This is a genomic window from Clostridioides sp. ZZV14-6150 (assembly GCF_020657875.1).
Lineage (GTDB): Bacteria > Bacillota > Clostridia > Peptostreptococcales > Peptostreptococcaceae > Clostridioides.
In genome coordinates this window covers 71,929-85,558 of record NZ_JAGWDA010000011.1, presented here as the reverse complement: position 1 = coordinate 85,558, position 13,630 = coordinate 71,929, and the positions used below count along the sequence as shown (strand labels likewise).

The following is a 13,630-nucleotide window of genomic DNA, read 5'->3' as shown; positions in this document are numbered from 1 at the left end:
ACTATGAGTATCTATTATGTACCACCAATAAACTTACTTGGAAAAGGGTGTCTTAGTGAAGCTAAAGATTCTATTAAATCTTTAGGCACTAAAAAAGCATTTATCGTTAGCGATAAATTTCTAACTTCAAATGGTACTGTAAAAAAAGTAACAGATATGTTATCTCAAATAGGTGTAACCTTTGCTGTTTATGATGAAGTTAAACCAAATCCAACTGTAACTAATGTTAACAATGGTCTTAAAATACTAAAATCAGAAAATTGCGACTTTGTTATAACTATAGGAGGTGGTTCTCCACAAGATTGTGGCAAAGCTATTTCTATATTAGCTACCAATGGAGGAGACATTAGAGATTATGAAGGTGTAAATAAAACTTCCAAAAAATGTCTTCCTATAGTTGCAATAACTACTACTGCTGGTACATCAGCTGAAGTTACAATAAATTATGTTATAACAGATGAAGATAGACATGTAAAAATGATAATGGTTGATACAAATGCACTAGCTACAATGACAGTAAATGACCCAGAATTAATGATTAGTAAGCCAGCTAACTTAACAGCAGCCACTGGTATGGATGCACTTACTCATGCTATAGAAGCTGTAGTGGCTAATGGAGCTTATGATGTTACAGATTCAACTGCACTATATTCTATAAAACAGATATTTGAATATCTTCCTAGAGCTGTTAAAGATGGGAATGATATAGATGCTAGAGAACAAATGTGTTATGCTTGTTTTTTAAATGGAATTGCATTTAGTAATGCAGGTCTTGGAAATGTCCATGCCATGGCTCATCAATTAGGAGGTTTATATGATTTACCTCATGGAGTATGTAATGCTATGTTACTACCAATAGTTGAAGAAGAAAATGCTAAATCTGCACCTTCTAAATTCCGTCCAATAGCTGAAATTATTGGAATGAATATACATGACAAATCAGATAAAGAATGTGTTGATTTTGTAATAGATAAAATAAAGGCTCTTTCAGAAGAGGTAGGAATACCAAAATCTTTAAAAGATGTTGGTGTTGATAATCCTAATTTTGAGTTGCTTGCTGAAAATTCTATGAAAGATGCTTGTGCTGGAGCCAATCCTGTTTTCTTTGATAAAGACAAAATTATAGAATTATTTAAGAAAATCTCTTAGTATAATAATACTTATAAATTAATTATGTATATTTATAAGGGAGTGTCTCAAAATATTTTTATTTAATTATTGACACTCTCTTATTATTTAAATTCTTATCTTTAATTTTATTTTATTTTAAACTCCTTGAAACTAATAAATAATATTTTTAATGAATTATAACTGTTGTCGTGTCAGGTATATTATCATATATCCACTTAGCATTTTCTGTACTTAGTCTTATACATCCATGACTAAGAGCTTCACCAAGTCTAGCATCTATTATATAACTTCCAGTTGAATTATATAACACAGAATGATAATAATACCCTCCTTTAATACGAGTGGCATACTTAACTGAATACTCATCAGTCCCAAAAGAAGGTTTTCTACCACTTATATAAAAAATACCTGTTATCGTTGGAGTTTCAGGTTTACCTATAGTACATTCCCATTTATATAATTGCCCCCAGCCACCATTATCTTTCTTAAAAATATAAGTGTATTTATTTTTAAGGTCTGTGGTAATTAGATAGTCACTAGTACTTTTAATATTATTTTCATTAACAAATTTAGTCATATCAGTATAAAAATACTTATAGTCTAATTCATTAGGTTTATTTCCATCATTTGACAAGAAATAATTAAAAACATATCCTGTTTTATCATCATATACAACTTTACTCCAATCACCATCTACCTGTAGAACTTCGACCCTAGACTTTTCAGGAATTACTGTAATTATATTAGAAGTTGTAGACTTATCTTCTCTTAAATTTAAATTACTCCAAGCATATTCACTTACTGATATTAAATCCTTGTATACATACCCTTCTTGAAAATTATAAATTACTTTAATCCAATCGTCTTCTTCATCTAACACCTCTAATTTAGAACCTTGAGGTATTACAGTTATAATACTTGAACTTGTAGATTTCACAGACCTCAAGTTTACATTTACTAAAGCATATTTATATATAGGTGCTCTGTACTTTTTAATGTTTATTTTAAATAGCTTCACACATACCCATCCTCTCATATGTCTTTTTACAATACTTTATGAAATTCGATATGTATTCGTTCTTCTATTTTTAAACTTACTCTGTATAATTAAAGGTTATTATCCATTTAAATTTACAATATTACAATCTTTAATGTATTCTTCAATTATACTTCTAGCTACATTAAAATAACTTATACATTTATCAACTATAACAGCATCACTACTAACTACTCTATCAAGTTTTTCTAATATAACATCTGCATTTTTTACTAATTCTACTTCTGTTTCAATTTTCCATTCCTTGGCATGTTCTAATATCTTATACCTTAGATTTCCAGAATTAGAAACTGGTGCATCTAAGTAAAATTTAATTTTTGGAGCTTTATATTTGTTAAAAAACTTTCCTATTAAGTTTAAAGCTTCTTCTGTTTTATCTATAATTTTATATGTTCCTCTAAGACCTGCTAAATCTCTTATATTTCCATCTCTTCCTATGACTAGAGTTCCTCCAGATAATGCTACTTCTAGAGCTATTATCAAATTAAAACCATCTATGTATATAATTCCTTCATTTATTTTATCTAAAGAAAGTATCTTTGATTGTCTTATTCTATTTTTTTCATCAGTACATACTGCTCTCTTCAGTGCATCTCTTTGTCTTATTGAAAACTGATATCTATCTCCCACAAAAGTTGCAACAGGGTCTATTTTATAATCTCTATTTATTAACCATTCTATTTCTTCTTGGGCCTTTACAAGTCTTATAAGTTCTTTCCTTGAAAACCAATGTTTGTCACTCTCATCAAATCCCCTTTTAGATATTTTATTCATAGAATATTTCACCACCTTGATATTAAGTTTGCTAATATTATCTTATTCATTTATATTACTCAATATTTAGATTATACCTTTTAATGCTCTCTTATAATACAAAATAATAACTTTCACACTATATTTATACTTTATAATGTAAAAAAAGGATACTATTAGTAAATTCTCATAGTATCCTTTCTTTAAAATTTATTTATAATGATAATTTTAGGCTTTATTTATATATTAGACTTATTCTATACTTCCTTTATCATATTAGGAGATAAAACATCATTAAGAGCCTCTGTCATAGTTGGATGTGCATAAACACGGTCTCTTAAATATGTGTATTCTACTTCTAAATCTACTGCTAACTGAATTAAATGTATAATCTCACTAGAATCTTCACATATCATGCTAGCACCAAGTATCTTATTGGAATTTTTATCTATTACGATTTTTATAAATCCATCTGTCTTTCCAATTTGTTTAGCTCTTGGAATTGCATCAACTGGTATCTTTGCTACTAATACATCATATCCTTTTTCCTTTGCTTGTTTAACATTAAGACCAACTCTTGAAAATGCTGGACTTATAAATATAGCATTTGGTATATTTTTTCTATTACTAGTTGTTCTAGTCTTATTTCCAAATAATTGATTGATTATTATACGATAGTCATCTAGTGATATATAAGTAAATTGAGGTCCTCCATTTATATCTCCTATAGCCCATATGTGTTCTTTATTAGTCTTAAGGGTATCTGATACTTTAATAAATCCTCTTTCATTTAATTCTATACCTGCATTTTCAAGTCCTAAACCTTCAGTATTTGCCTTTCTACCTGTAGCTACAAGTATTATATCACTTGTTATTTCCTTTAATTCACTATTTATCTCATATTCTACTGTAGCTAAATTAGAAACTTCCTTAATCTCTTTTACCTTTGTATTATTTATAATTTTTACATTTCTCTTTTCAAGTAATTTTATTATTTCTTCTGAATCCTCAATATCTTCATTTGGTAAAATTCCATTATTTGAATTTAATATTGTGACTTCTGTTCCAAATGAACTATAGATACCTGCAAATTCTAAACCTATAAACCCAGCACCTATAATTGTCATTTTTTTAGGTAGAGTTCTCAAATTCATAAGAGATTCACTATTATATACTATTTTATTATTTTCGATACCTTTAATATTAGGTATAAATGATTTTGAGCCAGTATTGATAAATATCTTATCTGATACTAATTCATAAACTTCATTTTCAGTTTTTACTTCTACTGTATTTTCATCAATAAAAGTACCCATTCCTGTAAATATAGTTACATTATCATTTGAATTTAACTTATTATAGTTAGCTTCTCTCAGCTTTGTAATTAAAATTTCTTTTTTATCTATAGCTTTTTCATATTCGATTTGTGCATCACTCCAGGAGTTTATATTTCTTATATTGTTTGCTGAATTTTCTAAGCTTTTAGTTGGGATACATGCTACATTTATACATGTTCCTCCATACATTTTATTTGATTTTTCTACTAAAGCTACTTTTAATCCTCTATTAGCCAAATCTCCTGCTAATGTTTTTCCGCCTTTTCCAAATCCTATTATTATTGCATCAAATGTTTTTTTCATATAATTTTCAACCCTTTCCTTCGTTATTTATACACTTACTATAACAAGGTTTTCTAGGTGATACAATTAGGTACTTTTTTGTAACCTTATATTTAATACTTTTTATTTTTCTGAGTTTCAATAAAAGACTTCATGGTCTCTTTATTCATTGCTCCTGGAATGTACTGAGTTACATATCCTTCTTTATCAATTATAAATGTAGTTGGAAAAGCATTAATTCCATATTGATATGCTAGTTCTCCATCTTCATCAAGTGCAACAGGAAAAGTATATCCTTCATCTTTTAAAAAGCTAATTACATGTTCTCTTGAACCTTCTCTTCCTAAATTTGGTGATGCTACACCTAAAATTACTACCTCTTCATTATTTTTCTTATAATCTTTATACAACTGCTCTATATGAGGCATTTCCTCTTTACATGGAGGGCACCATGTAGCCCAAAAATTTAAGAACACAACCTTACCTTCATAATCACTTAATTTGTGTGTTTTACCATATTGGTCAGTTAAAGTAAAATCAATGGATTTTATTCTTTCTTCATCATTAGAGCCGTTATCACTATTTTCATCATTAGATTCTTTTTGATTGTCTTTGTTGCTAGACTCCCCTTGTGTATTGTCATTAGAATTTTCTTGTTTATTCTCTCCTTGATTCACACTTTGATTATTTTCAACTTTATTTTTTTGTGGAATATTAAAGTGCTTGCTCACACTTTCAAATCCATTTATCATCATTAATATTCCTGATATTATAAGTATAGCCCCACCTATCTTTTTAATAGTTTCCATATTAGATTTTATTTTATCGATAGTCTTAAATAGCTTACTATAGAACATAGCTGTAATTATAAATGGCAAAATAAATCCAATAGTATATACTACTATTAAAAGATTTGCATTCAAATGATTAGTTGAACTAGAAACCATTACTAATACAGATGCTAATATTGGTCCAATACAAGGAGTCCACCCAAAACTAAATGTAAATCCAAGTAAATACGCTGTTATTGCTTTCATTTCTTTAAACTTTACATTCAATCTTTTTTCTCTATTTAGTATTGAAGATTTAATTATTCCCATGTAAAACAATCCCATGATAATAATTATAATCCCACCTATAAACATTATTAAATCTTTATTCTCATTAAAAAACATACTCAATACTCTTACTGATGACCCTAGTATAAAAAAGGTTGTCGAAATTCCTAGAGTAAATAAGATAGTATTTTTAAATAGAGAACTTCTTATAAAATTCGTTTTTCCCTCTTTTAAATTTTCCACACTACTATTGGACAGTATACTTAGATAAATAGGTAGTATTGGTAATATACATGGTGAAAAAAACGATAGTATTCCTTCTATAAATACTACAAATAAATTTACATTTTCCAAATTAAAATTCCTCCTTATTCTATTTCCACTATTAAAACAAAAAGTTATGTACTTTTTTGTTTTTACTTTTATATTCACTCATAGCTTAATTAAGTCACTGTAAATTTAAAAGCAAATTTAAAAACTTATTTATCACAATTTAAATTCTTATTGCTCCACATAATCATCTTTTCCATAACAGGAAGTAATAGTAATCCTGACTCACTTAAAAAATATGTTGATTCTACAATATTATTAACTGACTTTTTTTTGTTGATTATAATTCCTTGCTCAATTAAAAAATCTAATTGTTGAGTTAACATTTTCTTACTACATTCTGGAATAATTCTTTGTAATTCGCCAAATCTTTTTTTATCTTTTTGTAACTCCCATATTATTATAGCCACCCATTTTTTACCTAATATACTTGATAATGCCTCTACTGGACAGTCATATATCATATCATCTATATTGTACATTTTATCTCCTCTTTCTTTTTATTAATTATTAAGACATGCTTTTATTTCATTTATAAATGTGTTGATATTTACTAATTTAAGGTTTTTAATATATATATTTTGGTTTTAAAATATTTCTAAGTTTTTATATAATTACTATATCAGTTTTATAAATACATCACAATTGGGTACTTTTTTGTAACTACATATTTGTAACTATATAAAATTAAAGTTAATTATATTAAATAAATTTAGTTCTTATATAGTAATTCTTTATCTAAGTTCTTTATCCTGTTTTAATAATTTTTATATATAATAGCAAACCCATATCTTCGTATTTACCCAAATTTATACAAATTAAAAAATCTGACAGATATTTATCTGCCAGATTTTTAAATGATAAACTTATCTTTATAATAGTAAGAAAGATAACATGCTGATACAAGATAATTTTCTAGTAAAGATATTATCTCTAACTCTCTGTTCACAGATTTTTCAACAATTGATTTTTGAATCTTATTATCCATGAACACCTTCATAAAGATTTTCTCCTTTATCTACTCTAACTTTAAACCATTCAACCATGATACAATATCGTTCTTTGCTTCTTCAACATCATTTCTAGAAACGGTAAATCCATCTTTTAAAACTGTTGCTTTAGGTTCAAGCTCAGAAATTGTATTTATAGTATCTGCAAATCCACTACCACCATGAGTATTGAAAGGAATAATCGTTTTTCCAGAAAAGTCGTACTCGTCTAAAAATGAGTATAAAATCATTGGTATATCGCTCCACCAAGTAGGATAACCAATAAAGATTGTGTTATATTGGCTTATATCGTCGATATGATTTTTTAGTTCTGGTCTTGCGTTATTAGATTGCTCTTTTTTTGCCACTTCCACCAGAACATCGTGTTCAGTCGGATATTGTGTTTTAGGTTCTATGCGAAATATATCTGCTTCTGTACTTTCTTGAATGACATTTGCTACATATTGAGTATTTCCTATTACTTCGCCATCAATGACAACTGTACTATTTGCTTCATCTTCTGTCATATTTTTAGGTTCAGTAGTTTCTGGCATGGAGAAATAAACTACTAATGTTTTTCCTGAATCAGATGTTCCACAGGCTGTCATAATAAACATAAGCATTAAACCTAGAAAAATCGTAACTATTTTTTTCATTCTCTTCTCTTCCTTGTAATTTTTATATTTTTCCTTTTCGTTCTTCAATCATATTTACAAACATATCAACTGTTTCTGGTGTCTGATGATTGAAAAATAAACTTGTGTTTGTATCTAACATAGCGACCTTACACATATCCTCATCTGAAAGCTGAAAATCAAAGATTTCAAAATTCTCTTTCATACGTTCGATATGAGTGGATTTAGCTAATGCGACAATATCTCTTTGCATAAGCCACCTTAAAATAACTTGTGCAATGGATTTATCATGTTTATCAGCAATTTCTTTTAAAACAGGATTCTGAAACATATTGCTTTTTCCTTCTCCAAATGGTGCCCATGCTTCTATTTGTACACTTCTTTTTATCATGTTTTCTTGTGCTTTTACTTGTTGGTTAAATGGGTTTGTTTCAACTTGATTTACATGTGGTGCAATCTTGTTAAAAGACGCTATGTCTGCTAACCTATCTGGCGAGAAGTTACTAACGCCTATTGCTCTGATTTTTCCAGCTTCGTATAAATCTTCTAGTGCATGATAAGCACCATAATAATCACTGAATGGTTGGTGCAATAAGACTAAATCTATATAGTCTACTTTCATCTTTCTCATAGATTGTAAAATGGACTGCTTCGTTTTCTCGTAACCATAATTATCAATCCATACTTTTGTAGTAATGAATAATTCTTCTCTTTTCAGACCACATTTGCTGATTGCATTTCCTACTTCTTCTTCATTAAAATAAGATTGAGCGGTATCAATATGTCTATAACCAACACTGATTGCCTCTAACACGCACTTTTCACATTCCTCTTTTGTTATCTGAAATACTCCAAAACCTAATTTTGGTATTTTCACGCCATTACTTAATTCAACATATTCCATTATTTATTCCTCCTTGACATTGTACATTTTTGGGATACAATAGAATTATACAAGCCGGTTGTTACTACCGGTCAATACCTAATTTTAAAAAAATTCAAATATGTTTGGAGGAACTCTTATGTATTCTATGAAAGAAGTATGTAAACAAACCAATCTAACTTATGAAACATTAAAATTTTATTGTAATGAGGGACTTATTCCCAATGTCAAAAGAGATAGCCGTAATTATAGGACTTTTGATGAAAGAGATATAGAATGGATAAAAAGTTTATCATGCTTAAAAAACTGTGGCATGAGTATCAAAGAAATGAAACATTATGTATCATTATGCTTAATGGGTCAGTCCTCAATTCCAGAAAGGAAAAAAATATTAGAAGCTAAGAAAGATATGTTATTTAGACAGTTGCAGAAATTAAATGATAGTATAGAATATATTGATAAAAAACAGCAATTTTATAATGATATTATAAATAATAAAATAAAATATACAAGCAACCTAATAAATGTGAGATAAATTAACCAATTACTATCTTTATGGAGCGTCAATTCAAACTGTGAAATCTGTGACGCTTTTTACCATAAGAAAAAGGGTTCACATATCAATCCTTCATCCTCTTGATTATCGAGTACAAGAAACAAAATCAACACATATAAAACTATAATAGTAGCTATTATTTCTTCTAATTTTGACGCATATGCAATCCAACTTACAGAACTTCCAGATTTGACTAGATAACCATTCATTAATTTTATACTAGTTGCGCTTATTGCCATAGGAAATGTAAATGCAGCAAAGCTTGGATAAAAAGGTAATCTTAATAATTTTGGTAAGTATCCCAAAACTACAATGTAAAATACAATTGACAATACAAATAATAAGTATAATATAACACTATTTTTATTTAAAAAAGAATTGATGTAACCAGACAATAATAATGAGGCTGGTGCGACTAATATGGCTAAAGTCGGTAAAGATGGTTCAGGCATCTCCTTGATTATTCATACTCTCTTTAAAACTATTGGTATAAGAACTATATAATATATAAACCCCATCCAAAAAGCAATTTTACCAATTAAAAGTTGATTAAATACTGGTGCTGTAACACTAGCTGTAACTACTCCAACATAAACTATATACCAAGATGGAAATACTGTCTTTATTGAAAAATTAACTAAAAACTTCTTACTAAACAATACTACTAATACCATATGTCCCACAATTCCTATACCCCAAATTACAATACCTAATTCTGGAGATAAAGGTTTTACATATGTGGCAAATATCATTGTAGCCATTGTTATAGTTGGAAATGTACTTAAAACTAAGGGATTTCCTAGTTGTTCTTTTACACTTTTTCTAAGCAATATTATTTTAACTATATAAATTGCATATAAAGTAAATCCTATAAATCCAATTACATTATGTAATGATTCACTATAGGATTGTAATAAGTTGCCTAGAGCAAATATTGATAGAATCAAACTTGCAATAGGTATAGGATATTTCTTTAATAAATTCAAAATATACCTCCTTTTCACCAATCTATCTATATTTTCAATATATCAAAATTTTGGTCAAATTGACATATTGTAGTGATTCCTATCTTATAGAAAATATCTATTTATACTTATTTTACTATTACAATTTTCTATATTTTTTAACACATTCAAATAGTGTTTATTTTACATTTACTTTTTTCTATATTTTTTTACATATTAAAATAGTCACCATTTTATGTTTACTTTTAATCAAATATACTAATCTGATTATTATTGTCTTTATCTATTTTAATAGTCTTCATATCTCTAACAGTTATTTTTGCATCTTCTCTTATAGCACCCACAAGTACTCTATTCTCTTCATTATAGAGTCTACAATTTTTTTCTACTTGTGTATAATTAAAATTAGCATAACAATATAAACAATAATGTCTACAAGTATTGTACTGTCCTATGTCAACACTCTTAATACATCCACAAATGTCCCTTTGTGTATCATCCTTTTTGACTTTCACTTCACTACCTATAATCTTTGATATTAACTTATCATCAATACACTTACTGTTTCCAATGCCAAACTTACTTAAATTATATTCATCACAGCATATTTCAAGTGTTATATTATACTTATGAGATATTCTAAAAAATTCCTTCGACAACATTTCTATTTCTTTAATTTGTATAGGTTTTATATGTAATGATTTTGTATTAAATTTTGTTTTCTTGTATAAATCTATAAAACTTATTATACATTTTTCTGTAAATCCATTAAGTTGACTACATAATCTATCAAATGCTTTTATATGATAATCTAAGTTATACTTTTCACTTAGAAAAATTGGGTCATATCTCAAAATTACTCTTTCTTTTCCTATGCTTCTAGACAATTCTTTAAATGACTCTATTATCTTCTTTTTATCCAAAATTCGTGTTTCTACATCTTTACCATATGGAGTTATAGTATAGTGAAAATAATATTTGTAGTCTTTTAATTTATTCAAATCACATATCATTGGAGTTGCATCTTTTGTCCAAAATACAAAGCAATCAACAGTATGCGGATTTAACTCTATCTTACTGACTTGTTTTGGATTCATCGGATTAACAACATACACAAAACCCTCTTTAAGTCTGTTAAAAAACCACTTACTATAAAAAGCAGGTATATCAGTTCTTCTACTTACACTTACTATCATAATTTAGCCTCCATCCAAAAGTATAGTTGTTGTCACTCTTAGAATTGTCCAGAACACATTCTACACACATTATTTACTAATTTTTCTTAACACAATAACATGCTTTTTACATCCTATTATGCTAGACAATATATGATGTATTTTCTTTACAGAGTTTTTCCATTTTATCATACACAACGCCACTGTCTCTCTCATCTGTCATGGTCACAATTATATCACTTGCCTTGAGAATTGTTTTTCCTTTTGGAATAATTTCTTCTCCTCCTCTTTGAATGGCTACCAAAAGACAATTTTCTGGCCATTGAATATCCTGAATTGCTTTGTTGGCAACAGGAGAACCAAACATAACAGAAAACTGATCTAGTATTTTCTCTCCCCTCTCTCTATGAACAGGTTCTCCATTGTTCTCAAGTAATCTCTCCAGAAGACTTTCATAAATCGGCTTAGATTTCAGAAGTGTAGCCACAATATATGCTACAATTGAAATAACGGATAGGGAAAGCATCTGACTAACAGAACCTGTCATTTCAAAAATCAATATAATTCCAGTCAAAGGCGCACGTACAATGGCAGTAAAATACCCTGCCATAGCCAGAAGTACAAAATTATTGACATAGTCTAGGTTCATTCCAAAAAACTGTACACCTACCATTCCGAACATTCCCCCAATAAAGGCTCCTAAAACAAGTAGTGGAAAAAATATTCCTCCTGGCGCACCAGACCCAAAACTGACAGCCGAAAATACAAAACGGATGACAAAAATCAAAGCTACCATTCCCAGCAGATATTCATGGCTTGTCAGTGCTTCCACCAGATTATGCCCACTTCCCAGCACTTCAGGCATCAAAAGCCCCAAAATACCAGCCATCAAAAATGGAATCAATATTTTTCCAAATGTACCTATTTTGGGAATCTTTTTATATAGAGACTGAATAAATAAGGTAAACCAATTATAAAATGCCCCCATAACTCCAAGCACAACACCTAGAATCAGTATCAACCAATAATAACTCTGTGGTAACACATTTCCAATGTCAAACTGGAATACTGATTCCACGCCTAGAAAATTAGCTGATATATAATCAGCTGTTAGAGATGCTGTCATCACAGAAATCAAAACAGACACTGAAAAGTTTTTATGTACTTCTTCCAGTGAAAACATGACGCCTGCCAGTGGTGCATGGAAGGCTGCTGATAATCCTGCACTTGCCCCACAAGTGAGCAAGAACTTTTCCTCTGTTTTTCCTCTATCAAGAGCTCTGGAAATACCCTTTCCTACCATAGCACCAAGCTGGATAGAAGGTCCTTCTCTTCCCAAGGCAAGACCACCCATAAGCGATAAGAATCCTCCAACAAATTTGGCTGGCAACACACGCCACCATACTTGCTTGATTTTACCTGTCATCTCTCCTTCTAGCTGAGGAATACCACTCCCTGAAATCATTGGCTCCCAATTTACTAGCTTTGATACAATCCACGCAAGCAGTGCAAGCACTGCAAACCAGAGTGCTATTTTCACAGTTGAACCTTTTACAAAATTTAATATTTGGTTGAGCCAAGTACCAGCCTGCCCCAAAAGTATCCTATATAAAAGTACAATCAAACCAGCTATAGCACCTACAAGAAGCCCTTCGCCAATCAAAATAACTTGAAATCGCTCGGCCCTCTTAATTACATGAGATGTATCTTTTTTCATAATCTTTCTCCTCCACTCCATAATTTGGTTCAATATGAATAAATATATTTTTTAGTTCATTTCGAACAAAATCATCTATTACTTTTCTTCTATATTTGATACACATAACCAACTTATAATGTAATTTAAATACTGAATGACTATTGTTATCCAACTTAATTTCATCGTATTTACCACTGAATCAATAATACAATACATCTTTGGAAAAATAAAGAAGGACATATTATTTTATTTTTACTTTACTCTTGACTTTAATAAAAAACCATGATAATATTAGTCCTAAATCAGACTAATATTACGGAGGAAAAATACCATGAAAGATGATATAAAAAAACATATTAAAGAATATTACGCCTATTGGCTTGGTCTAAACAATCTGTACGACGAATGGGCCAAATCATATAACATGAGTGTACATTCACTATTTGCACTATATGCAATATGGGAAAATCAAGAAAATTGCACCCAAAAAATTATATGTGACGAATGGCTTATGCCAAAGCAAACTATAAACTCTGTACTAAAAAATTTTAAAGATAAAGGTTATATTGAACTATTGGTTAATGAGAATGATAGACGTAATAAAATCATTCACCTAACTCCAATAGGAAAAATTTATGCACAAGATGTTCTTCAAGATTTGCTTAAGCTTGAGGAATCTGTCATGCACAAAATGGGGCAAACAAATAGAGAATCAATGACAAAAAACAATGCTCTATTTTTAGAACTATTCAAAAAAGAAATGGAGACTAAAAAATAACT

General features: G+C 29.1%; 16 protein-coding genes. 3 read left to right on the top strand and 13 right to left on the bottom strand.

Features of this window, described 5'->3' with window-relative positions:
* Positions 1-3 precede the first annotated feature (3 nt).
* Complete coding sequence (locus KGF41_RS13620; protein WP_227842843.1) at positions 4-1,149, top strand: iron-containing alcohol dehydrogenase; 1,146 nt, start codon at positions 4-6, stop codon at positions 1,147-1,149.
* 148 nt (positions 1,150-1,297) lie between these two features.
* Here the strand turns inward: KGF41_RS13620 and KGF41_RS13615 are convergent, their stop codons facing one another.
* From KGF41_RS13615 to KGF41_RS13580, 8 genes are all read right to left on the bottom strand, one after another.
* Positions 1,298-2,167, bottom strand: a complete 870-nt coding sequence (locus KGF41_RS13615) for a L,D-transpeptidase family protein (protein WP_227856743.1) — start codon at positions 2,165-2,167, stop codon at positions 1,298-1,300.
* A gap of 81 nt (positions 2,168-2,248) precedes the next feature.
* Entirely contained in the window at positions 2,249-2,962 is a 714-nt protein-coding gene (locus KGF41_RS13610) for a DUF434 domain-containing protein (protein ID WP_227842842.1), read from the bottom strand.
* Positions 2,963-3,198: 236 nt separating this feature from the next.
* Positions 3,199-4,581, bottom strand: coding sequence for a dihydrolipoyl dehydrogenase family protein (locus KGF41_RS13605; protein WP_227829607.1), 1,383 nt, complete (start codon positions 4,579-4,581; stop codon positions 3,199-3,201).
* A 92-nt stretch (positions 4,582-4,673) separates the two neighbouring features.
* The gene (locus KGF41_RS13600) at positions 4,674-5,972 is read right to left on the bottom strand and encodes a cytochrome c biogenesis protein/redoxin (protein WP_227856742.1); all 1,299 of its coding nucleotides are present in this window, start codon (positions 5,970-5,972) and stop codon (positions 4,674-4,676) included.
* Positions 5,973-6,097: 125 nt separating this feature from the next.
* A complete protein-coding gene (locus KGF41_RS13595; RefSeq protein ID WP_227829609.1) occupies positions 6,098-6,430 on the bottom strand; it encodes a winged helix-turn-helix transcriptional regulator in 333 nt (110 codons plus the stop codon).
* A 371-nt stretch (positions 6,431-6,801) separates the two neighbouring features.
* Positions 6,802-6,948, bottom strand: a complete 147-nt coding sequence (locus KGF41_RS13590; protein WP_227829610.1) for a hypothetical protein — start codon at positions 6,946-6,948, stop codon at positions 6,802-6,804.
* An 18-nt stretch (positions 6,949-6,966) separates the two neighbouring features.
* Positions 6,967-7,593: a flavodoxin gene (locus tag KGF41_RS13585; protein WP_227829611.1), complete on the bottom strand. Its 627-nt coding sequence runs from the start codon at positions 7,591-7,593 to the stop codon at positions 6,967-6,969.
* A 22-nt stretch (positions 7,594-7,615) separates the two neighbouring features.
* A complete protein-coding gene (locus KGF41_RS13580; RefSeq protein WP_227829612.1) occupies positions 7,616-8,476 on the bottom strand; it encodes an aldo/keto reductase in 861 nt (286 codons plus the stop codon).
* A 118-nt stretch (positions 8,477-8,594) separates the two neighbouring features.
* Between KGF41_RS13580 and KGF41_RS13575 the strand changes: the two genes are divergently transcribed.
* Complete coding sequence (locus tag KGF41_RS13575; protein WP_227829613.1) at positions 8,595-8,990, top strand: MerR family transcriptional regulator; 396 nt, start codon at positions 8,595-8,597, stop codon at positions 8,988-8,990.
* A 59-nt stretch (positions 8,991-9,049) separates the two neighbouring features.
* On the opposite strand, the gene KGF41_RS21160 is transcribed toward KGF41_RS13575, so the two are convergent.
* The 5 genes from KGF41_RS21160 to KGF41_RS21150 form a co-directional block, all read right to left on the bottom strand.
* Complete coding sequence (locus KGF41_RS21160; RefSeq protein WP_413841277.1) at positions 9,050-9,463, bottom strand: hypothetical protein; 414 nt, start codon at positions 9,461-9,463, stop codon at positions 9,050-9,052.
* Between the two features lie 12 nt (positions 9,464-9,475).
* Positions 9,476-9,997 (bottom strand): hypothetical protein, encoded by a 522-nt coding sequence (locus tag KGF41_RS21155; protein ID WP_413841279.1) that lies wholly within the window; start codon positions 9,995-9,997, stop codon positions 9,476-9,478.
* 224 nt (positions 9,998-10,221) lie between these two features.
* Positions 10,222-11,172: a DUF1848 domain-containing protein gene (locus KGF41_RS13565; protein ID WP_227850609.1), complete on the bottom strand. Its 951-nt coding sequence runs from the start codon at positions 11,170-11,172 to the stop codon at positions 10,222-10,224.
* 121 nt (positions 11,173-11,293) lie between these two features.
* Positions 11,294-12,868, bottom strand: a complete 1,575-nt coding sequence (locus tag KGF41_RS13560) for a ClC family H(+)/Cl(-) exchange transporter (RefSeq protein ID WP_227850608.1) — start codon at positions 12,866-12,868, stop codon at positions 11,294-11,296.
* Positions 12,840-13,022 carry a transposase gene (locus KGF41_RS21150; protein ID WP_227842838.1) on the bottom strand — a complete coding sequence of 61 codons (183 nt, stop codon included), beginning with the start codon at positions 13,020-13,022 and terminating at the stop codon, positions 12,840-12,842. The genes KGF41_RS13560 and KGF41_RS21150 overlap by 29 nt, the downstream gene beginning before the upstream one ends.
* Before the next feature lie 159 nt (positions 13,023-13,181).
* Between KGF41_RS21150 and KGF41_RS13550 the strand changes: the two genes are divergently transcribed.
* Entirely contained in the window at positions 13,182-13,628 is a 447-nt protein-coding gene (locus KGF41_RS13550) for a MarR family winged helix-turn-helix transcriptional regulator (RefSeq protein WP_227842837.1), read from the top strand.
* Positions 13,629-13,630: the final 2 nt, after the last annotated feature.